Raw genomic sequence first — 22,384 nt, forward strand, 5'->3', positions numbered from 1 at the left:
CCGTTGCGATTTCGAAAGGTTGGGTTCACGAGCCATGCCAAGTGCTCAGGAGCTACAACAGCAATTTGGTGAATATCGAGGCGCTATGCCCCGTCCATCGGATTTCGATCTCTTTTGGAAGGACCGCATGGCCGAGGCCGACGCCGTCGAGCTCGACTATGCGATTGAGGCGGCTTCGGTTGCGGATTCCGCGACCTGTCGGTTTTTCGACCTCTGGTATACCGGCATGTGCGGTGCACGCCTGCATGCCAAGTATCTCCAGCCGGTTTCGGACGAGCCCGTGCCGCTGGTGCTACAGTTCCACGGCTATCCGGGTGCAAGCCGCAGCTGGTTCGAGCAGGCGTCGTTTGCGGGCATGGGCATGGCACTCATCGCTCTCGATTGTCCTGGCCAGGGTGGCCCCTCCGAGGATATTGGTGGATTTGAAGGCACGACGGTTGCTGGGCATATCGTCGCCGGTATCGACGGCGACCCGGCCAATCTTTACTATGTCCGCTTGCACCAGGATATCCGCATTCTGTGCCGTATTGTTCGCGAGCTCGAGGGCATCGATCTTTCCCGCGTATTTGTGAACGGCGCATCGCAGGGCGGCGGTTTGGGCATTGCGACCTGCGCGCTTAATAGTGAGCTTATCAATCGCGCTGCCATCCTCTATCCCTTCCTGTCGGATTTCCGCCTTGTTTGGGATCTGGATGCCGACGATATCGCTTATGAAGGCCTGCGTTATTGGTCGCGTTGGTTTGACGAGGACTCGACTCGTATTGAGGAGGCCTATGCCAAACTGGCGTACTTCGATTCCAAGAACTTTGCCCCCATGGTCAAATGCCCCGTGCTGTTTGGCACGGGCACAGCCGATATCGTCTGTCCGCCGGCGACGCAGTTTGCGGTCTACAACAATCTGGCCTGTGAGAAGCGACGCGAGTTCTTTGAGGGCTTTGGCCACGAGGAGATTCAGGACTTTGACGATCTGATCATTCCGTTTTTCTGCGAGGGAGGGGAGGCTCATGTCTAAGTGCGAGAGCAATATCGACGAGCTGATCGTCCCCGGGCTCGCGGAGATGCCTGGAACGGTTTCGTCAAGGCTCGCAGAATATCGGGACTGGCGCGGTGATGTCCAAGCAGATGTTTCTGATTTAGAGACATGCGCTTCGAATCTTGAGATTCAAGGCCTGGCCATTACGGCGATTGACTTTGTTAACCCCTGCGCCCGTTACTCGGAGGTCTCCTTTGAGCTCGGTGACGATGCGATTCACGCTCGTTTGATCGAGCCTGTCGGTCGTGCCCGAGTGTCTGAGCGCGTGCCGCTGTGCCTGATGTTTCACGACATCGATCGGCCTGTGCGTGGCTGGCATCACATGACGAGATTTGCCGCCATGGGGTATGCCGTTCTCGCGCTGGATGACGATGTTGCTGGTGCGGACGACCTGCAGTGGGGGATTGCTTCGCCCGCTTTTGTCAAGCGCGTCCGTTGGGGCTGCGCGTTGGCGAAGGTCGCGCGCAATCTTGATGGCATGGATCCCGATCGCATTTTTGCATGGGGCGAGGGTCTTGGCGGCGGTGTCGCGCTGGCGGTTTCTGCTCTGGACGAGCGCGGACTTGCCTGCACGGCGGTTGCCAATCCAATTCCCGGTGGCCTCGAGGCTCTGTCGTCTCGGGTGCGCGGATCGGTGCTCATGGGCACGTCGCTCATGGATACCGTGAGCGACCCCAAGGGTCAGTTTGCCGTATTCAACGGTCTTGAGTGTGACCGGAGGCATATCATCTATGCCAAATACGCTCATGAGCGTATTAACGCGTTCGAAAACGAAGTCGTCGACTTCTTTAACCAAACGTTCTATCCGTGTTCTTTGGCCTAGACGGCCTGGACACTGCCAACAAGAGTGAGCGGCATAGGGCCGCTCGCCAGACAGCTAAGGAGATTCTTGTGGCAACTCAGAAATTCACCGGCGTTATCCCTCCCGTCGTTGTTCCCGATACCGAAGACCACCAGCTCGACGTTGCCTCCTTTGAGCGCAGCATCAACCGCATGATCGATGCCGGCGTCGATGGTCTGTTCTTCTTGGGGTCTTCGGGCGAGGTCGTCTTCTCCACCGATGAGCGCCGTCGCCAGATTATCGCCGAGGCCGTTCGTATCGTCGACCACCGTGTGCCTGTTCTGGTCGGCATCATCGATACCGAGACCGAGCGCATGATTGAGCACGGCAAGGTCGCCCAGGAGCTGGGCGCCGATGCCCTCGTCGCCACCTGCCCGTTCTATGCCCTGCAGGGTATGACCGAGGTCGAGGAGCACTTCCGCATCCTGCACGAGGAGCTCGACCTGCCCATCTTTGCCTATGACATTCCCGTCTGCGTTCACACCAAGCTCCCCTGGAAGCTCCTTGCCAAGCTCGGCGCCGAGGGCGTCCTTGCTGGCGTCAAGGATTCCTCGGGTGATGACATCTCGTTCCGCTACCTCGTTCAGGAGAACGAGAAGAACGGCCATCCGATGAGCATCCTCACCGGTCACGAGGTTGTTGTCGACGGCGCCTATCTCGGCGGCGCTGACGGTTCCGTCCCGGGTCTCGCCAACGTTGAGCCCGAGGGCTACGTGCGTCAGTGGAAGGCCGCTCAGGCTGGTGACTGGGCTACCGTCAAGGCCGAGCAGGATCGTCTCAATGAGATCTCCCACATCTGGGATGTCACCTCGGGCGTCCAGGGCTATGCCGGTGGCGTCGGCGCCTTCAAGACCGCTATGAACCTCATGGGCATCTTCGACAGCCCGACCATGCCGCGCCCGGTGAAGGCCATGACCGGTGAGAACGTCGAGGCGATTAAGAAGGTCCTTCAGGACAACGGTCTCCTGTAAAGCTTCCCCAGGCACCCGATCTTGAGGCTCAAGTGGTCGGGCGTGACCCATTAGGTCAACGCCCGACCACTTTCACCCCAACCTCGGGCACCTGGGAAACCTTTATCAAGCTGCGGCGATAACACCGCCTTCATTTCCTGTAGTTGTTGTTTTGTCTCCGAAGGAGAACGACATGGAGAACAAGTACGTCTGCTCTGTCGATATCGGCGGAACTAAGATCGCGACCGCCATCATGGAGTACCCGGCTGACGGCAGCGTGCCCCATCCCGTTTTTGAGGCCGAGGTTCCTACTGAGGCCCAGGAGGGCGGCGAGGCCGTCTTCCAGCGTATCGAGGCGTCCATCAAAGCTGCTCTCGAGGCGAATCCCGATGTCGAGGTCCTCGGTATCGGTATTGGCGCCGCCGGTGTCGTCGACCCCAAGACGGGCGCCATCGCCTACGCCAACGAGATCATGCCCGGCTGGTCTGGCGTTCAGTTGGGGCCGCGTCTGCGCGAGGACCTTGGTCTTCCCGTTGCCGTGGTGGGCGACGTGCAGGCTCATGCTCTGGGCGAGGCCCACTGGGGCGTCGGCAAGGGCAAGTTCTCCGTCTTGTGTCTGGGCATCGGTACGGGCATCGGCGGCGCATATGTCGAGAACGGCCGCGTGATGCAGGGCTTCCACGGTGCTGCCGGTCATATGGGCCACATCGAGTGCTCGGCTGCCGCCGGCATTCCCTGCGCCTGCGGGCGTTCTGGCCATCTGGAGTCTGTTGCTTCGGGCACTTCCATTGGTCGCATGTACGACGAGCGCTTTGGCCGCGTCGACCCCAGCCGTCCTTCGGTCGGTCGCGATGTAAACGACCTGTGCCGCGCGGGCGACGCAAAGGCGACTGAGGTCATCCATGACGCCGGCTTTGCGCTGGGTGCCAGCTTGGGCTCGCTCGCTAACATCCTGGACCCTGAGGTCATCGTGCTTTCGGGTGGCGTGATTCACCAAGGTCCCGATTGGCGTTCACAGACGTGGAAGGATTCGGTACACGAGGGCTATGCCAGCCAGGCGCTCGATCCGCTTCAGGACACGCCGATCCTCATCGGTTCTCTTGAGGGCGATGCTCCGCTCATCGGTGCCGCCGAACACCTTCTTGCGTCGTTGAAATAAACATAGCTACCAAGTGCGCCTTCTGAGGTGCCGCAGATTGACGTGAAAGAGGAGCGAAGCGTACTTCGGTACGCGAGCGACGGTTTGAACGTCAAGGTGCGGTGTCTCAGAAGGCTGTTTTTGAGAAAGGTTGAGTCGAACATGACCGTTGATCCTTTGATCCAGTCCCTGAAGGGCAAGCTCGTCGTGAGCGTTCAGGCGTATATGGGCGAGCCGCTTCGTACGCCCGAGACCATGGCTCAAATGTCTCGTGCTTGCGAGCTCGGCGGCGCCGCCGCCATTCGCTGCCAGGGCCTTGCCGACATTGCCGCCATTAAGGGTCGCTGTGAGGTCCCCGTTATCGGCCTGTGGAAGGATGGGCACGAGGGCGTTTACATCACGCCGACGCTGCGTCACGCTCGCGCCTGCGTTGCTGCGGGTGCCGATATCGTGGCGATCGACGCCACCGATCGTCCGCGTCCCGACGGCAAGTCGGTCGAGGATACCTTCCGCCCGCTGCACGAGGAGGGTGTGCTCCTGATGGCGGATTGTGCCACCATCGAGGACATTCGCCGTGCGGTTGATATGGGCTTCGACCTGGTATCTACCACGCTTTCTCACGGTGTCGCTGCCATCGACTGCACCATGGCCGATGGCCCCGATCTGCCGCTCCTGCGTCAGGCGACCGAGGAATTCCCCGGTCTTCCCATCATCTGCGAGGGCCGCGTGCACACGCCCGAGGAGGCTCGCGCCGCGATCGATGCTGGCGCCTGGGCCGTTGTCGTCGGCACCGCCATCACGCATCCCACGAGTATTACAAGTTGGTTCAAGGCTGCGCTTGAGGCGTAAGACAGGCCTCGTATCCGCTCGGGGCGGTATACTCAATAAAGGCAATTGATCGCGCGGGATCCGCTGGCCGGGTCCCGCGCTTGTTTTAGGAGGCGCACATGCAAAAGGGAGATGCCATGGATGCGGCGGAGCGCTCGGAGCGCATCCCCGATATCGTCATCATCACCGGAATGTCTGGATCGGGCCGAACGCAGGCCATGCATGTGTTCGAGGACATGGGCTACTTTTGCATCGACAACTTGCCTCCGCGTCTGATCGCCCAGCTTGCCGAACTCGTCGGCATCAATACGGGCGTGGGCAGGCATCTTGCCGTCACCTGCGACCTGCGCAGCCAGGGCTTGTTCGATGAGCTGCTCGATGCCGTTGCCGCACTCGAGGAGCGCGAGATGAGCTGTGACATCGTGTTTCTCGAGGCCTCTGACGAGGTGCTGATTCGTCGCTACAGCGAAAATCGCCGCCGTCATCCCATTGCCAAGCCGGGGGAGACTACGGCCGATGCCATTCAGCGCGAGCGCCTTCAGCTGCAGGGCGTGCGCGACCGAGCCGATATGATTATCGACACGAGCCGTCTGCGTACCTCTGCGCTGCGCAACAAGCTACGTATGGCATTTTCCGAGTTGTCCGACCAGCAGCTCATGGACGTCCACGTGTTCTCGTTTGGCTTTAAGCACGGCATGCCCGTCGAGGCGGACATTATGATCGACGTCCGCTTCCTGCCCAATCCGTTCTACGATCCCGAGATGCGCACGATGACCGGTCTCGATAAAAAGGTCTCCGATTTTGTTCTGGATCATCCCAAGACGCAGGAGTTTTGGAAGGCTTGGACACAGCTGCTCGATACGGTGATGCCGGGCTATATCGCGGAGGGTAAGCCGCAGCTTTCTATCGCCATCGGCTGTACGGGCGGCCAGCACCGCAGCGTTGCCATTGCCGAGGCCACGGCCCGTTACCTGGAAGGCGCTCAGTATCATGTGAGCATCTCCCACCGCGACCTGTCGCGCGCCAACACGAAGGCATAGGCCTGCATGTCGTTTACCGCCGAGGTGCGTGACGAGCTTGCGCGCTGCGAACCCGAATGTGAATACTGCGACTTGTCGACGCTTGCCGCCCTCACGCGCGTGAGCGGTACGCTCTCGCTTGCCGGCTCTGGGCGGTATCGTTTGACGGTTGCGACTGAGACGGGAGCCGTCGCGCGCACGATGATCACGTTGACGCATCGTATCCTTAAGCTCAAAACGGAGTTCACCGTCCGTAAATCTGTATTGCATAAGGTTCGAAACTACCTCATCACCTTGCCTGATCAGCCAGACCTGGATAAGGCCTTGGTTCTGCTGGGTATCCTCGACCGTAGGGGAGGACTTGTCGCTGGTGTTCCCCGGCACATCGTTGCCCGTCCCTGCTGCAGGCTTGCCTACATTCGCGGCGCGCTCATCGCCGGCGGTTTCGTGGCCGATCCGCGCGGCGATTTTCATTTGGAGATCGCGGTGCAAGGCGAGCAATATGCCAAGGGACTTTGCGATCTGTTGGAGCAGATTGGGGTCCATGCTCGTGTTAATGCACGGCGGGGGTCATATGCCGTGTACATTAAGAGCGCCGAGGAAATCGAGCATCTATTAAAGCTGATTGGTGCCAAGCGCAGCGTTGCCGAGATTGAGGAGGCGCGCGCGGTCAAGTTGGTTAAGAACGATGTGAACCGTCGCGTGAATGCCGAGCTGGCCAATCAGACCAGAAGTGCGGGTGCCGCCCAGCATCAGCTTGCGTTGATCGATGAGCTCGAACAGCGAGGTTTGCGCGACACGCTTCCGGACGCCTTGGCGGTCTTTTGCGACCTGCGCGAGCGCTATCCTGATCTGTCGCTGCGTGATTTGGGGGAGATGGCTGACCCTCCCTTGTCGAAGTCAGCCCTCTACCATCGTGTTTTACGGCTTGAAAAGCTCATTGAAGCAAACAGGTAGTTTGAAGTAACGACTTATATATGGATTTAGCTGCTATTTTAGTCTTTAAAACGTTTTAACGTAAATTTGATTTTCAATTTCGAGCATTCTCGTGAAATTCAAGTCAAAAAAAAGGTATATTAGGCGAGTGGTTAGTTTGTGGGCCTCAACGGCGGGCGCTGTAGCTCGCGGGGGCCTTACGAAAGGAGACACAATGGCAGTAAAGGTTGCTATTAACGGCTTCGGTCGCATCGGTCGTCTGGCTTTCCGTCAGATGTTCGGTCATGAGGGCTCCGAGATCGTCGCTATCAACGACCTCACCTCTCCCGATATGCTCGCTTACCTGCTGAAGTACGACTCCACGCAGGGCAACTACGCTCGCGATCACGAGGTCGTTGCTGGCGAGGATTCCATCACCGTTGACGGCAAGGAGATCAAGATCTACAAGGAGGCCGACGCTAACAACCTGCCTTGGGGCGACCTTGACGTCGACGTCGTTCTCGAGTGCACCGGCTTCTACACCAGCAAGGCTAAGGCTCAGGCCCACATCAACGCTGGCGCCAAGAAGGTCGTCATCTCCGCTCCGGCCGGCAGCGATCTGCCCACCATCGTGTACAACGTCAACCATGAGACGCTGACTGCTGAGGACAACATCATCTCCGCTGCTTCCTGCACCACCAACTGCCTCGCCCCGATGGCCAAGGGTCTGAACGACTTCGCTCCCATCGTGTCCGGCATCATGACCACCATCCACGCCTTCACCGGCGACCAGATGCCGCTCGACGGCCCGCAGCGCAAGGGCAACTTCCGTCGCTCCCGCGCCTGCTCCGAGAACATCGTCCCGAACACCACGGGCGCTGCCAAGGCCATCGGCCTGGTTCTCCCCGAGCTCAACGGCAAGCTCATCGGTGCCGCCCAGCGCGTCCCGACGCCGACCGGCTCGCTGACCAACCTCTACGCCGTCGTTGACAAGAAGGTCACCGTCGACGAGGTCAACGCTGCCATGAAGGCCTACGCCGAGACCATCCCCGAGACCTTCGCCTACAACGAGGACCAGATCGTCTCCCGCGACATCGTCGGCGAGACCCACGGCTCCATCTTCGACGCCACTCAGACCATGTGCTCTGACCTCGGCAACGGCCAGACCCTCGTTCAGGTCACCTCTTGGTACGACAACGAGAACTCCTACACCTCTCAGATGGTCCGCACCATCAAGTACTTCGAGAAGTTCGTTGCTTAATTTAGTTTTTAGCGAATAGCTCGTTGAGCGTCTAAAGAAGGGCGCGGCCTTATAGGGCTTACACCCTAGGGTCGCGCCCTTTTTATAGGAAATCGTCTGCCGTAATGGGAGGCAGACACGTACGAAAGGTAGAAGCAAACATGGCCTTTACCAAGAAGACCGTCCGCGACATCGATGTCGACGGCAAGCGCGTTCTCGTCCGCGTTGACTTTAACGTGCCTATCAAGGATGGCGTCGTTGGCGACACCACCCGTATCAAGGCTGCCCTGCCCACCATCAACTACCTCGTTGAGCACAACGCTCGCGTCATCCTCATGAGCCACCTCGGCCGTCCCGAGGGCACCGGGTTCCAGCCCGAGCTGTCCCTCGAGCCCGTCGCCAAGAAGCTCGCTGAGCTCTCTGGTCTCGACGTTGCCTTTGTCGCCGACACCTACGGCGAGAAGGCTGCTGAGGCTGTCGCCGCCGTCGAGCCGGGCAAGGTTCTCGTTCTCGAGAACGTCCGTTTTGACAAGCGTGAGAAGAAGAACGATCCCGAGATCGCTAAGAAGCTCGCTTCCTATGGTGACGTCTTCGTTCTCGATGCCTTCGGCACCGCTCACCGCGCCCAGGGTTCCGTCGTGGGCCCCGCCGCTTACCTGCCCGCAGTCGCTGGCTTCCTGCTCGAGAAGGAGGTCGACACGCTGACCGGCATCTTCGCCGAGCCCGAGCGTCCCTTCGTCGCTATCGTCGGCGGTTCCAAGGTTTCCTCCAAGATCGGCGTGCTCGATCACCTCATCGACTCTGCTGACACCCTGATCATCGGTGGCGGCATGGCCTACACCTTCTTCCTGGCTCAGGGCCTGTCCGTTGGTCAGTCCCTCAAGGAAGAGGACTGGGTCGAGCGCGCTGGCGAGATGCTCAAGAAGGCCGAGGAGAAGGGCGTCAAGATCCTGCTCCCCATCGATAACCGCGTTGCCGATCACTTTGGCGAGGACGCTGTCCCCGAGGTTGTCGCTTCCGACGCTATCCCCGACGATCGTGAGGGCATGGACATCGGCCCCAAGACCGAGGAGCTCTACGCCGAGGCCGTCAAGGGCGCCAAGACCGTGTTCTGGAATGGCCCCATGGGCGTCTTCGAGTTCGACAACTTCGCTCACGGCACTCAGGCTATCGCCGAGGCTGTCGCCGAGGCCGACTGCACCTCGATCATCGGCGGTGGCGACTCCGTCGCAGCTGTCAACAAGTTCAACCTGGCCGACAAGATGAGCTGGATCTCCACCGGTGGTGGCGCTTCCATGGAGCTCGTCGAGGGTAAGGCCCTGCCCGGAGTGGAGGCGCTTCTCGATGCCTAATCGCACCCTTCTTATCGCTGGTAACTGGAAGATGAACAACGACGTCGCCGAGGCTGCCAAGCTCGCCGACGAGCTGGCTCAGGCTCTGCCCGAGGTTCCGGCTGGCGTCGAGGTGCTCGTCTGCCCTCCGACCATCGACATCACCACGGTTCATGATCGCATTCAGGCTGCCCCCATCGCCCTCGGTGCACAGAACGTGTACTGGGAGGCCAAGGGTGCCTTCACCGGTGAGTCCTCTTGCGACATGCTCAAGTCCGCTGGCTGCACCTACTGCATCATCGGTCACTCCGAGCGTCGCGACTACTTCCACGAGACCGACGAGGACCAGAACAAGAAGGCTAAGGCTCTCGTTGCCGCCGGCCTTGTTCCCGTCTTCTGCTGCGGCGAGTCCCTCGAGGTCCGCGAGGCTGGCACCTATGTCGAGCACGTCGTGAACCAGGTCAAGGCTGGCCTTGCTGGTCTTGAGATCACCTGCCCCAAGCAGGTCGTCGTCGCCTACGAGCCCATCTGGGCCATCGGCACCGGCAAGACCGCTACCGCCGAGGACGCTCAGGAGGTCTGCGGTGCTATCCGTGAGACCCTCAAGGAGATGTTCGGCGAGGAGCTCGCTAACGGCATCCGCGTGCTGTATGGCGGTTCCGCCAAGCCCGGCAACATCGCCGAGCTCGTCGCCAAGCCCGACGTTGACGGCGCCCTCGTGGGCGGCGCTTCGCTCAAGGCTGCCGACTTCGCCTCTATGGTCGTCAAGGCAGGCGAGTAGGACATATGGCACAACGTCATCTTCCTGCACTCCTGATTATCATGGATGGCTGCGGCCTTGCTCCGGCCGATGGCGAGAACGCCGTCGCCGCTGCCAAGACGCCCTTCCTTGATGGCCTGTACGAGAAGTACCCCCACACCACGCTCGGTGCTTCGGGCGAGGACGTGGGCCTTCCCGACGGCCAGATGGGTAACTCCGAGGTGGGTCACCTCAACATCGGTGCCGGCCGCATCGTGTTCCAGGAGCTTTCGCGCATCAACAATGCCATCAAGGACGGCTCCATCGCCAAGAACGAGGTTTTCGTCAAGGCTATGGACGATGTCAAGGCTGACGGTAAGACTCTCCACCTCATGGGCCTTATGAGCCCTGGCGGTGTTCATTCTCACATGAACCACGTCGAGGCTCTGGTCAAGATGGCTGCCGAGCACGGTGTCAAGACCGTTCGCGTCCACGCCTTCATGGATGGTCGCGACGTTGACCCGCAGTCCGGTGCCGGTTACATGAGTGAGTTCTGCGCCTTCCTGGCTAAGATCTCCGAGGAGACCGGTTGCGACGCTCGCGTTGCCACCGTCTCGGGCCGTTATTGGGCCATGGACCGCGATAATCGTTGGGAGCGCATCCAGCGCGCCTACGACGTCATGGTCAACGCGTCCGATGCTGATACCGACCCCGTTGCCGGTATCAAGGCCTACTACGAGAAGGACCCGCGCGGCGACGAGTTCGTGGAGCCCTTCGCTGCCCACAACGAGGGCATTCACGAGGGCGACGCGGCCATCTTCTTCAACTTCCGTCCCGACCGCGCTCGTCAGATGACCCGCGTGTTCACGGACAAGGAGTTCGACGGCTTTGAGCGCGAGCAGATCAAGCTTTCGCACTTTGTGACGATGACCGAGTATGATCCGACGTTTGACGTCGAGGTCGCCTTCCCCAAGACGTTCCCCGAGAACGTCCTGGCCGACGTTATCGCCGCCAATGGCCTGAAGCAGCTGCACACTGCCGAGACCGAGAAGTACGCCCACGTGACGTTCTTCCTCAACGGTGGCATCGAGGAGCCCAAGGAGGGCGAGGAGCGCGTGCTCGTCGCTTCCCCCAAGGTTGCTACCTACGATCTGCAGCCCGAGATGAGCGCTCCCGAGGTTACCGAGAAGCTCGTCGCCGCCATCAACGAGGATCGCGCTGATTTCTACATTGTGAACTTCGCGAACTGCGACATGGTTGGTCACACCGGTGTCTTCGACGCTGCCGTTAAGGCCGTTGAGGCTGTTGACGATGCCCTGTCCAAGGTTGTCCCGGCGATTCTCGCCAAGGGCGGCTTTGCACTGATTACCGCCGACCACGGCAACGCCGATCACATGTTTGACGTTGCTTCCGACGGTTCCAAGCATCCGTTTACGGCTCACACCACCAACCGCGTGCCGTTCATCATCGTTGATGAGAAGGCCAAGCTCACCGGTATCGAGGACGGCCGTCTTTCCGATATCGCTCCGACCATGCTCACCATGGCTGGTATTGAGCCTTCCGCCGAGATGACGGGCCGCGTGCTCGCTACCGAGGCCTAATAGAAAACAAATACCGTTTTCTAGCAAGGGGGTTGTCCACAACCGGACAACCCCCTTTTTGGTATTTCTGCCATTTCCACCCCGTCCTTGAGTGGCAGGTAGGGGAGAGCGGGGGATTGTGGTACAGTACTGGAGTTTGAACTGTTCTATTAAGGAGCTTATCTATGGGTCCGTTCCAGATTCTTCTGTTTGTCGTTTGGGCTGTTTCTGCCGTGGCGCTGACGATTCTCGTCCTGATGCATTCCGGTAAGGGTACCGGCGTTTCGGATATGATTGCCAGCTCGCTGTATAACTCCAGCTCTGCCACGGGCGTTATGGAGCAGAACCTTGACCGCCTGACCGTCATCATGGCTGTCGTGTTTGCCGTGTGCGTCGTGCTGTGCATGTTCTTCTTCCCGCAGGGCATCGTGGGCTACTAATCACGAGCCGCGTAAATACTTGAAAAGGGTCCCGCAAGTGCGGGACCCTTTTTGTTTACATATTTGTAACAGAGTCAAAATATCCTCATATACTTCGCCCAACTAAAGAAAATCTCGACCGTTAACCGGAATTAGCCCCAAATCGTGCATAAAATGCGCTACTGTATTGCAATACGTTGGTCCGCTTTGTATAACCAGCCAAAACGGCGGACCGCGTTTGAATGGTTTGATTGGGCTGTCTTGACGTTGCCCGACCGAACTTACTTTGTCCTATCTCATAAGGAGGATGGCATGGCTGATTCTATGTTCCACCAGCCCGTTATGGGTCGTCGCGCCTTTGTCGGCGGTACCCTTGCTGCGAGCTCCATGGCTTTTCTTGCCGCATGCGGCAAGAAGGGCGGCGACGCTTCCGGTTCTGAGTCCGGTTCGACGCTGAACTTCTACATCAACAACCCGGTCTGCATCGACCCCTATAACGTCCAGGAGGACCAGGGCACTCAGGTCGAGTACCAGCTCTTTGACGCTTTGACCTCTTACGACGCCGAGAAGGGCGAGATCGTTCCGCTGGCTTGCGAGTCCTTCGAGGCCAACGACGACGCCACCGAGTTTACCTTCAAGATCAAGAAGGCCAAGTTCCACAACGGTGACGACGTTACCTCCAAGTCCTTCAAGCTCGGTTGGGAGCGTCTGGTCAACACCAAGTCGGCCATCGCTACCGAGTACGGCCCTTCCGAGGTCTCCTATCACCTTTCTATGGTCGAGGGCTATGACGACCTGCTTGCCGGTAACGCTACCGAGCTCAGCGGTGTTACTTGCCCCGACGATGAGACCCTCGTCGTCAAGCTGTCTTCCGCTTACGCCGACTTCCCCTTCGTCGCCTCTCACCCGGCTCTGGCCCCGGTTCCCGAGTGCGCCGAGTCCGATGTCAAGAGCTTCTATCTTGCACCGGTCGGTAACGGCCCGTTCATGATGGACGGCAAGTGGGAGGATGGTCAGGAGATCAACCTCAAGAAGTTCGACGATTACTATGGCGACAAGGCCAAGATCGATAGCATCCACTTCCAGGTCATCAAGGACATGGAGACTGCTTACAAGGAGTTCCAGGCCGGTAACCTCGATGTCTGCGACGTTCCCGTTGCTCAGATCGATGCCGCCAAGAAGGATCGCGGCGTGTCCAAGGACGGCTACACCATGGGTGACGGCGAGCGCATGCTGCTCGGCGCCGAGCCTTCCACGTACTATCTGACCTGCAACACCACGGCCGAGCCGTTCAACAACGCCGACCTGCGTAGGGGCATCTCCCTGGCCATCAACCGTGAGGCCATCTGCAAGACCATCTTCAAGGGTACCCGTACCCCTGCCGACGGCATTGTTCCTCCGGGCATCGATGGCTACAAGGAGGGCGCATGGGAGTTCTGCGCCTACGATGTCGACAAGGCTAACGAGTACCTCGACAAGGTCGCTCCCGCTGGCGCTAACGGGGATCGTGGCATTAGCGTGACCCTTTCCTACAACCAGGACGGCGGTCACAAGGAGATCATGGAGTCCATCATCGGCGACCTCGCCAAGGTTGGCGTTACCGCTGTCTCCGATACCCCTGAGTGGTCTGCCCTGCTCGAGCAGTATCAGAACTTTAACTATCAGTTCGGTCGTCTGGGTTGGATTGCCGACTACCCGATCATGGACAACTTCCTGTATCCGCTGTTCCACTCCGACTCCCTCGGTGGCGACAACCGCTCTGGTTACAGCAACCCCGAGTTCGACGCCAAGGTCGACGAGGCTCGTACTATTGTTGACGACAAGGAGCGCGTCGCTAAGATGCAGGAGGCCGACGCAATGGTCGCTGCCGACTGCCCGGTCATCCCTGTGATGTTCTACACGCACACCATCGTCGGTTCCGATCGCATCAAGCACCTCTATGTCGATCCGCAGAAGCATGCCGAGCTGGGTACCGCTGAGCTCGCCTAAGAGTTTGCAGCTTCCGTGAGGGTCAAGTATTTACGTAGACCTCATGGGAAACATACAGTTCTCCCTAACCTGGGGTAAACTGGCTGATGGTAATTTTGGGATGCCGGTCTGGCGATCGGCATCCCATTTAGGTTAATCCCTAGATAGGGGAGTGGTATGGGTAAGTACATCGTTAAACGTGTGCTTCAGTTCATCCCGGTGTTTTTGGGCGTTACGCTGATTCTGTTCGCCCTCCAGAATATCGTGCCGGGAGATCCGATCAAGCTGATCGGTGGAGACAAGGCTCTGTCCCCCGAGGTGGAGCTTCAGCTTCGCGTCCGCTATCACCTAGTCCAGTCGGACGAGGACGGCAACGCGATTCTTGACGAGAACGGCGATCCCGTTCAAACGTCGCTCGTGGACCGTTACTTGTATTACATGAACGGCCTGCTTCATGGCGATCTGGGCAATTCGTATCAGCGCAAGCTGCCGGTTACGGAAATCTTTGCCCAGAAGTATCCGTATACGGTCAAACTTGCCGCGTGCGCCATCGTGCTCGAGGCAATTATGGGTATCGGTGCGGGTATCATTTCGGCGGTAAAGCGGTATTCCTTCTGGGATATTTTGGTAACGCTTACCACGTCGATCCTCGTTGCGGTCCCGGCCTTCTGGCTCGGTATGTTGCTGCAGCTGTTCTTTGGCGTCATCCTCAAGGACGCCACGGGCGGTGCAATCTCCATGCCGATCTCGGGTGCCGGCGGTTCCAGCTCTCAGTATCAGGATTGGATGCACTATGTGCTTCCGACCATTACGCTGGCTTCGGTTTCGACCGCTTACGCCGCCCGCATTATGCGCTCGCAGCTGCTTGACGTCATGAACCAGGATTACATCCGTACGGCAAAGGCCAAGGGTCTCTCCAATCGCGCGATCATCGTCAAGCATGCGCTTAAGAATGCACTCATCCCCGTCGTTACCTATATTGGTGTCGACTTTGGCGGCATGCTTTCGGGCGCCATCCTGACCGAGACGGTCTTTAACTGGCCCGGTATCGGCTATGAGGTCTATCGCGCCATTAGCATGCGTGACTGGCCCATCGTTATGGGCGGCGTTACGCTCATCGTTGTCGTCGTCATGGTGATCAACCTGCTCGTCGACATTAGCTATGCATTCCTCGACCCGCGCATCCGCCTTGGCGGTCCGTCGGATAAGGCCTAAGGGAGGTACGTCTCATGCAGGAAACTGATTCTCAGTCTCAGGAGCAGGCTACCGCCACCAAGGCCGCATCTGCTCCCGCCAAGTCCCGCACGCTGTGGGGCGACGCTTTTAAGCGTCTTCGTAAGAACAAACTCGCCGTTATCGGTGTCTGTTGGATCATCATCGTCGTTGTGGTTGCCCTGACCGCAGATCTGTGGGCTAAGCCCTGGCTCGGTTCTCCGACGGCTTCCGACTCGACCACCATGGCCGAGACGTCGCTGCTGGCTCCGTGTGCCGAGCACCCGTTTGGCACCGACGCCCTTGGTCGTGACATTCTCGTCCGCGTTATCTACGGTGCGCGCGTTTCGCTGTCTGTCGGAATTATGGCCACCGCGATCTCCACGCTGATCGGTCTGGTCATGGGTGCTCTGGCCGGTTTCTACGGCGGCATCTGGGATACGATCATCATGCGCTGTGCGGACATCTTCCTGGCGTTCCCGTACGTGCTGTTCGTTGTCGCCATGATCGCCGTTATCGGCCGTGGTCTTCAGAACGTCTTTATCGCCATCGGTATTCTCGGCTGGCCTTCGATTGCGCGCGTCTTCCGCTCTGCGATCTTGACCGTCAAGGAAAACGACTATGTTGATGCTGCGCGCGCGATGGGTGCATCTGATGCTCGTATCGTCGTACGTCACATCTTCCCGAACTCCGTCGCTTCCATCGTGGTCTACGCGACCATGAACATTGGTGGCGCCATTCTGACCGAGTCCGCTCTGTCCTTCCTCGGCATGGGCGTTATTCCGCCTACGCCTTCGTGGGGCTCCATGATTCAGGACGGTCAGCAGTATCTTCTGACTGCTCCCTGGATGATGATCATGCCCGGTCTGGCAATTCTCTCGACGGTGCTCGCCTTCACCCTGCTGGGTGACGGTCTGCGCGACGCCCTCGACGTCAAGATGAAGGACGCATAAGGATGAAGAAGAACAAGAACTATGTGGACCTGAAGGACCAGCCTGTTCCCGAGGGCCAGCATCTGCTCGAGGTCGATGACCTTAAGATGTATTTCCATACCGAGGACGGCGTCGTTCGCGCTGTCGACGGTGTGTCCTACACGCTCGATCGCGGCGAGACCTTGGGCGTCGTCGGTGAGTCCGGCTCCGGTAAGTCCGTGACCGCCATGACCATCATGGGTCTTATCTCGATGCCTCCGGGAAAGATCGAGGGCGGCGACGTTCGCTATCGCGGTCGTTCTATCCTCGAAATGACTGAGGAAGAGATGCAGCACATTCGCGGTAACGATATCGCGATGATCTTCCAGGATCCTATGACCTCCTTGAACCCGGTCTATAAGATCGGCAAGCAGGTGGGCGAGGGCCTTCGTCTGCACCGTGGCTACTCCAAGCAGGAGGCGCTCAAGCGTGCCACCGAGCTTTTGGACCTCGTGGGTATCCCCGAGCCCGAGAAGCGCGTCAATGAGTATCCGCACCAGTTCTCGGGCGGTATGCGTCAGCGTGTCATGATCGCTATGGCTCTTGCCTGCGATCCCGATATCCTGATTGCCGACGAGCCCACGACGGCTCTGGACGTTACCATTCAGGCTCAGATTATCGAGCTCATGCAGGAGATGCAGGAGAAGAACGGCAACGCCATTATCATGATTACCCATGACCTGGGCGTCGTTGCCGATATGGCCGATAAGATCATGGTTATGTACGCAGGCCGTCCCGTCGAGTTCGGTACTGCTGAGGAAATCTTCTACGAGAGCCGCCACCCCTACACCTGGGGCCTTATCCGCTCCATCCCGGAGCAGGCCATCGATGAGAAGAAGCCGCTTACGCCGATTCGCGGCAACCCGCCTTCGCTCATGAACCTGCCTGAGGGCTGCGTCTTCTCGCCTCGTTGTCCCTATGCGACGGACAAGTGCCGCAAGCAGCGCCCCGAGCGCGTTGTCACCGAGTCTGGTCATTACTCTGCGTGCCACTACTCCGGTGACCCCGAGTTCCTCAAGAACGCTCCTAAGACGTCCCGTACGCGCAAGGATTCCAAGAAGGGAGGCGAGGCGTAATGGCAGATACCAACGAGCGCACTCCGCTGCTGAAGGTCGAGCACCTCTCTAAGGAGTTTCCCGCTGAGTCCGGCATGTTCGCCAAGCGCTTCTCCAAGCGTGTCGTCTCTGCTGTGAATGACATTTCGTTCGAGATTTATCCGGGTGAGACCTTTGGCCTGGTCGGCGAGTCTGGTTGCGGTAAGTCCACCACGGGCCGTACCATCATGCGCCTGACCAAGCCGACGGCAGGCAAAGTGTTCTTCCAGGGTAAAGATGTTGCCGAGATGAGCAAGCATGAGATCAAGGACATGCGTCGCGAGATGCAGTTTATCTTCCAGGATCCCTATGCTTCGCTGAATCCCCGCATGACCATCGGCGAGATCGTCTCCGAGCCCATGACCATTCACGGCGTGGGCACCAAGGAGGAGCGCATTGAGCGCGTCCGCGAGCTTCTCGACGTTGTCGGACTGAACCCCGAGCACATTAACCGCTATCCTCATGAGTTCTCCGGCGGTCAGCGTCAGCGTGTCGGCATTGCCCGTGCATTTGCGCTGAAGCCTAAGCTGATTATCTGCGACGAGCCGGTTTCCGCTCTGGATGTGTCCATTCAGGCCCAGGTTCTGAACCTGCTCAAGGAACTGCAGGACAAGTTCGGTACCGCGTATCTGTTTATCGCTCACGACCTGTCCGTCGTGCAGCACATTTCTGATCGCGTTGCCGTTATGTATCTGGGTAAGATGGTCGAGGTTTCGGACTGGAAGACGCTCTATAGCGAGCCTCACCATCCGTACACGCAGTCGCTGCTGTCTGCCGTGCCGGTGCCCGATCCGGATATCCAGAAGACCCGCAAGCGCATCATCCTCGCCGGCGATCCGCCGTCGCCGCTGGATCCGCCGACCGGCTGCCGTTTCCACACGCGCTGCCCGATCGCGCAGGGCATCTGCTCCGAGAAGCTTCCCGAGTTTAAGGAAGTTGCCCCGGGCCACCGCTGCGCCTGCCACTTCGCGGAGCCGTTCCCGATTAAGGAATCGCACATCGACCTGTAGTCGGTTGTTATCGTCCGGGCCCGCCCTGAAGTTATTTTTCAGAACGTCCTCGGACATGCAAGAAACCCCCGCTGCGCACTTCGTGCGGCGGGGGTTTCTTGCGTCCTGCGGAGTGTTCTGAAAAATAACTTCAGGGCGGGCCCTGCGGCAACTCGGCAGGGGGAGTGCGATTCCTCGATCGCTCACTTAATCAAATGGAAAAGTTAGTGAGGCCGGACCTTTGGCTCCGGCCTCCTCATATAAGGGCTCGGCAAAGCCGAGCCACTAAATTTATATCAGCCCCCAGAACATGTTTGAGAACTGTGTCTGAAGTACGTATTTGCAGGCCCCGAATCGGTGTTGCCTCCCGGCGCATTCCGCAGGGGGAGCGATATTTCGCAGCACGAAGTGCGTAGCAAAATATCGCTCATGCCCGAGGACGCGCCGGGAGGCAACACCGATACGGGGCCGGACATATAGATCTACCTGCGCATTTACAAATTCGTAAACTTTTTTCTAAAAAGTGCTTGCACAGTTCTCGAATCATAGGTTATTATCTTCCTCGTTGAACGCGCGGGTCCAACAAAACGGACCGCAAATCAACAACATAGCATGTCGGAGTGGCGGAATTGGCAGACGCGCTAGCTTGAGGTGCTAGTGACCGCTTTTTGGTCATGCGGGTTCAAGTCCCGCCTCCGACACCATCGCATTTGAGAAGCCTCTTCGGAGGCTTTTTTGTTACCGACAGACGGTGGGGTCCACGATGGAAACGCTTGAACGCAACGAGTGGGCAGACGTTGCCCAACTAGTCGAGATCACGAGCGATGCTGTCATCATCTGTGAGCTCGACGGAACCATTCTGCATGTGAATAATCGCTTACTTGGTTTGATGTGCGAGGAACGCGCCGACGTCATCGGTGGAGATGTTAAAGACGTCCTGTACTCATCCGCTTTTGAACGTGCGACGGAACATTGTCTGCCATTTGAAACTGATGGCTCCGAGAACGAACTAATGCTCAAGCTGAGTGACGGCTCCTTTATCCCCGTCTTGGTTCGTGCGGGCTCCGTGACGCCTCCACGCATCTTTGGGCGCCGCGCGCCACGTGTCCTGGTGGCGCTCCATAGCATCGAAGAACAGTATTCTCACGACCGTCAACTCAAGCGTGCGTTATCGGAGCTTAGAGTGGCGAACAAGCGTCTCTCTGGCACGCTCTCGGTCATTATGAGCACTGTGGGCTCCGATGAGTTACCCAGCCTGCTTGATACTGTTTTGAACCAGCTTGTAGGAACGCTCGATGCTTCGGGTGCCGCTATCTATTTTTCTGAGAGCGGCGGTTTTAAACTTCGCGGTGTTTCCAAGGAGCTGTACGACAGCTACCTGCCCGAGTTTTTGCCGTATGGCGCTGGCATTCCGACGTATGTTCTTCGTGAGTCGCGTGCCTGTCGCTTGTCGATTCAACAGGACCTTGAGGGCGATAGGGCCGCCTCCGGTATGTTTATGGACCTGGACAATCGTTCTAAGCACCTGTTGCGCATGCAGGATATGCCTCCGTACCGCAGCGAGATCTGTCTTCCCGTTTTTTACGGTACGCAGATTCTTGGCGTGCTGGAAGTTGGTTGGAAACGCCCCCAGGCACCGCTCGCCTATGACGTTAATGTGCTCGAGGTCATTTGCGATTACCTGTCTATCCAGCTGGTCGGCATGGCATCGAGCCTTCGCTCCCGTCGCACGGCCGAGCTTGGCCGCTCGCTCAATGTCTTACGTGAAGAGTTGTTTGCCTTTCTAGACGATTCCGCCGCGGCTACCCAGGCGGTATCGTCCGAGATCTGCAATATGCTTAACTGCCATTTTTGCCCTGTTGAGTATGACGCCAGTCTGGATTCCTACGTCATAGATTTTGAAGGTGGCAGTCGCGTTGCTTTGCCGGACGATCCCGAGAAGCTTTTCTTTTCCACGACGGCGCCAGCGGCACGTCTGGGGGCTGGCCCTGATGGCTTTGAGGCATCTGTTTTGGGCGGTACGAGTGCCGAGGACCTTAAACACGTCCGTATAACTCGCGTTGACGAATCGATGCCTATGGGAGGCTGGCTTAGGGCGCACGGTCTGCCTTGTCAAGGTCTCTACGTTGACTCCGGCATCGAGGCGGGGCGCCCGCGCTCTGAGGGTGATGGCAAGCACAGTAACGACGCGATTGTTCCTGCTTCTGTTGCGAAGAGCCCTACGACGCGCGCGCTGCTGCTTCGTGATGGTAGCCAAGAGCCGATTGATGATCTTGAATATGACTACTTGGTGCACTTGGCGCATGACTTTGAACTGATCTACGAAGGCGAATCTCAAAAGCGCGAGGAGCGCCGTATCGCTCAGACCCTTCAGATCGGCATGAGAAATTCCCTGGGGGATGTTCCGGGTATCGCAACCGATTCGGTGTACCTGTCGGCCACGAACTCGGCGTTGGTCGGCGGCGATTTCTATACGCTCATCCGTCTTCCCGACGACTGCGCCGTCATGATTCTGGGTGATGTGTCTGGCAAAGGCATTGAGGCCGCATCGATGTCCGCGCTCGTCAAGACGGCCCTGACGGCATATGCCTGGGAGGGCGCTGGACCGGCCCGTATGGCACGCTCCCTTAACAGCATGCTCATGGGCTTTTCGAGGGTCGAGACGTTCGTGACGGCCTTTATCGCCAAGATTGACCTTAAAGCCGGACGCGCAACGTATTGTTCGGCGGGCCATCCTCCGACCATGGTCATCAGGCCAGAGTCGATGCCGCTGGGTGGCGGCGAGGCCCGTGGGGGAGAGGTTGAGCTGCTTGGATGCCAATCGGGCGTAATCGGTGCCTTTGAGAGCATGGTGTACGAGACAGGCGTGTTTACGTTTGCCCCCGGCGACATGCTCTTCATGTATACGGATGGAACGATTGAGGCCCGCGACCGCACCGGAGCGTTCTTTGGCGAGCAGCGCTTGCGCGACCTTCTGCTTTCTATTTCGGGGGAGGGCGTGTCGGGCATTTGCGGCAAGGTCTTGGGCGAGCTTGACCGATTTACCGAATCGGCGCTGGACGATGACATTGCATTGGTGTCCCTTGAGTTTTTACGGGGTCGTTCATAGACGACGCTGGGCGGGCTGAATCCGCACGGTTGGGGAAACGAATGCATCGAGTGGGCTTTTTTGGGAACCATGGTCGTATGAATGAGTGGAATGACATAGCGGTTTTGACGCCACCGGGTGATGTCGACATCGCATCGGTGCCGGTGCTGCGCCGACGGTTGGATAATTTGATCGACCGGGGCGTGCGTCGCGTTGTCATCAATTGCCAGGCCGTGGGCTTTATCGACTCGACAGGTTTGGCGTTTTTGCTTACACGTGCCAGAGAGCTCATGAGGCGAGAGGGCCTGCTTTCGCTTGTTAACGCCTCCGATGAGGTTATTCGCTTTTTGGAGATTGCCCGACTTGTCGACATCCTGCATGTTGCGGGTCCGGCACGGGAGTCTATTCCCGCCATTCCGGTGGGGGAGCTGCCTCGCTGGAGCAAGAGCGTCGAGGTCCGTCAAGGTATCGAGAACCTTCCATACTACCGACATCGCATCGCCGAACTCCTCGAATCGCTTCCGTTGCGCCGTGACGAGCGCTACGATGTCGCATTGGCGTCGGGGGAGGCGCTGGGTAATGCCTATGACCATGCGGGCGGTATCGGGTGCGTCCTGACGGTTCAGGCCTATGGCGATCGCGTTGTGGTCGAGGTACTTGATCGAGGTGCCGGCTACTCTATCGATGAAACGAGCGAACCGGTCGCATCTGAGGAGCGCGGCCGTGGTATCAAGCTTATGCGTATGCTCGTCGATAACGTGGAGGTTGCTCGTCGTACGGACGGCGCCGGCACGCGTGTGCAGATGGTGAAGCTGTTTAACGGAGCGCCGGAATCGTGTGCCTAGCCAATCGCTTTAGCGCGTTTAGCTACCAAGAACATGCGGCAGGCAATTTTTTTGAAAAAAGTACTTGCGTCTTTTGGACAACTCGCGTAAATTAATAACCCGCAAGCGGACATGGCTCAGTTGGTAGAGCACAACCTTGCCAAGGTTGGGGTCGCGGGTTCGAGCCCCGTTGTCCGCTCCATTG

Annotated in this window: 19 protein-coding genes and 2 tRNA genes; all 21 read left to right on the top strand. The window is 58.6% G+C overall.

All coding sequences use genetic code 11. The annotated features are described in order from the left end of the window. The first annotated feature begins 34 nt into the window (after positions 1-34). The 21 genes from I2G40_RS02850 to I2G40_RS02950 all read left to right on the top strand — a co-directional run bounded on the left by I2G40_RS02850 (position 35) and on the right by I2G40_RS02950 (position 22,381). On the top strand, positions 35-1,012 hold the full coding sequence (locus tag I2G40_RS02850) for an acetylxylan esterase (protein WP_055310506.1): 978 nt from the start codon (positions 35-37) through the stop codon (positions 1,010-1,012). Next, positions 1,005-1,856, top strand: a complete 852-nt coding sequence (locus I2G40_RS02855) for an acetylxylan esterase (protein WP_055286947.1) — start codon at positions 1,005-1,007, stop codon at positions 1,854-1,856. Before I2G40_RS02850 ends, I2G40_RS02855 begins: the two co-directional genes overlap by 8 nt. A 68-nt stretch (positions 1,857-1,924) precedes the next feature. After that, complete coding sequence (locus I2G40_RS02860) at positions 1,925-2,845, top strand: dihydrodipicolinate synthase family protein (protein WP_035138887.1); 921 nt, start codon at positions 1,925-1,927, stop codon at positions 2,843-2,845. Positions 2,846-3,017: 172 nt separating this feature from the next. Next, positions 3,018-3,983 (top strand): ROK family protein, encoded by a 966-nt coding sequence (locus tag I2G40_RS02865; RefSeq protein WP_195544120.1) that lies wholly within the window; start codon positions 3,018-3,020, stop codon positions 3,981-3,983. Positions 3,984-4,124: 141 nt separating this feature from the next. Further along, positions 4,125-4,811: an N-acetylmannosamine-6-phosphate 2-epimerase gene (locus I2G40_RS02870; RefSeq protein ID WP_006236154.1), complete on the top strand. Its 687-nt coding sequence runs from the start codon at positions 4,125-4,127 to the stop codon at positions 4,809-4,811. Between the two features lie 98 nt (positions 4,812-4,909). Further along, on the top strand, positions 4,910-5,830 hold the full coding sequence (gene rapZ / locus I2G40_RS02875) for an RNase adapter RapZ (protein WP_022094878.1): 921 nt from the start codon (positions 4,910-4,912) through the stop codon (positions 5,828-5,830). 6 nt (positions 5,831-5,836) lie between these two features. Then, the gene (gene whiA, locus I2G40_RS02880; protein WP_195544121.1) at positions 5,837-6,766 is read left to right on the top strand and encodes a DNA-binding protein WhiA; all 930 of its coding nucleotides are present in this window, start codon (positions 5,837-5,839) and stop codon (positions 6,764-6,766) included. Positions 6,767-6,959: 193 nt separating this feature from the next. Then, entirely contained in the window at positions 6,960-7,985 is a 1,026-nt protein-coding gene (gene gap / locus I2G40_RS02885; RefSeq protein ID WP_055286941.1) for a type I glyceraldehyde-3-phosphate dehydrogenase, read from the top strand. A 140-nt stretch (positions 7,986-8,125) separates the two neighbouring features. After that, the gene (locus I2G40_RS02890; protein ID WP_006236149.1) at positions 8,126-9,316 is read left to right on the top strand and encodes a phosphoglycerate kinase; all 1,191 of its coding nucleotides are present in this window, start codon (positions 8,126-8,128) and stop codon (positions 9,314-9,316) included. After that, positions 9,309-10,076 carry a triose-phosphate isomerase gene (gene tpiA, locus I2G40_RS02895; protein WP_022094882.1) on the top strand — a complete coding sequence of 256 codons (768 nt, stop codon included), beginning with the start codon at positions 9,309-9,311 and terminating at the stop codon, positions 10,074-10,076. Before I2G40_RS02890 ends, tpiA begins: the two co-directional genes overlap by 8 nt. Before the next feature lie 5 nt (positions 10,077-10,081). After that, a complete protein-coding gene (gene gpmI, locus I2G40_RS02900) occupies positions 10,082-11,635 on the top strand; it encodes a 2,3-bisphosphoglycerate-independent phosphoglycerate mutase (RefSeq protein ID WP_055310511.1) in 1,554 nt (517 codons plus the stop codon). A 164-nt stretch (positions 11,636-11,799) separates the two neighbouring features. Then, complete coding sequence (gene secG, locus I2G40_RS02905; protein ID WP_006236144.1) at positions 11,800-12,054, top strand: preprotein translocase subunit SecG; 255 nt, start codon at positions 11,800-11,802, stop codon at positions 12,052-12,054. A gap of 291 nt (positions 12,055-12,345) precedes the next feature. Continuing rightward, the gene (locus I2G40_RS02910; protein ID WP_195544122.1) at positions 12,346-14,022 is read left to right on the top strand and encodes a peptide ABC transporter substrate-binding protein; all 1,677 of its coding nucleotides are present in this window, start codon (positions 12,346-12,348) and stop codon (positions 14,020-14,022) included. Positions 14,023-14,178: 156 nt separating this feature from the next. After that, positions 14,179-15,216, top strand: a complete 1,038-nt coding sequence (locus tag I2G40_RS02915) for an ABC transporter permease (RefSeq protein ID WP_022094885.1) — start codon at positions 14,179-14,181, stop codon at positions 15,214-15,216. Positions 15,217-15,230: 14 nt separating this feature from the next. Beyond that, positions 15,231-16,166 carry an ABC transporter permease gene (locus tag I2G40_RS02920; protein ID WP_035138881.1) on the top strand — a complete coding sequence of 312 codons (936 nt, stop codon included), beginning with the start codon at positions 15,231-15,233 and terminating at the stop codon, positions 16,164-16,166. Positions 16,167-16,168: 2 nt separating this feature from the next. Further along, positions 16,169-17,260 (top strand): ABC transporter ATP-binding protein, encoded by a 1,092-nt coding sequence (locus tag I2G40_RS02925; RefSeq protein WP_195544123.1) that lies wholly within the window; start codon positions 16,169-16,171, stop codon positions 17,258-17,260. After that, positions 17,260-18,288, top strand: coding sequence for an ABC transporter ATP-binding protein (locus I2G40_RS02930; RefSeq protein ID WP_195544124.1), 1,029 nt, complete (start codon positions 17,260-17,262; stop codon positions 18,286-18,288). Before I2G40_RS02925 ends, I2G40_RS02930 begins: the two co-directional genes overlap by 1 nt. 593 nt (positions 18,289-18,881) lie before the next feature. Further along, positions 18,882-18,971: transfer RNA gene (locus tag I2G40_RS02935), tRNA-Leu, on the top strand. A 59-nt stretch (positions 18,972-19,030) separates the two neighbouring features. Next, entirely contained in the window at positions 19,031-21,376 is a 2,346-nt protein-coding gene (locus I2G40_RS02940; RefSeq protein ID WP_195544125.1) for a GAF domain-containing SpoIIE family protein phosphatase, read from the top strand. A 77-nt stretch (positions 21,377-21,453) separates the two neighbouring features. Further along, on the top strand, positions 21,454-22,200 hold the full coding sequence (locus tag I2G40_RS02945) for an anti-sigma factor antagonist (RefSeq protein ID WP_195544126.1): 747 nt from the start codon (positions 21,454-21,456) through the stop codon (positions 22,198-22,200). A gap of 105 nt (positions 22,201-22,305) precedes the next feature. After that, positions 22,306-22,381 (top strand) — tRNA-Gly (locus tag I2G40_RS02950). The last annotated feature ends 3 nt before the right edge of the window (positions 22,382-22,384 follow it).

The sequence above is a fragment of the Collinsella aerofaciens genome (assembly GCF_015558785.1).
In the GTDB taxonomy this organism is placed as follows: Bacteria; Actinomycetota; Coriobacteriia; order Coriobacteriales; family Coriobacteriaceae; genus Collinsella; species Collinsella aerofaciens_P.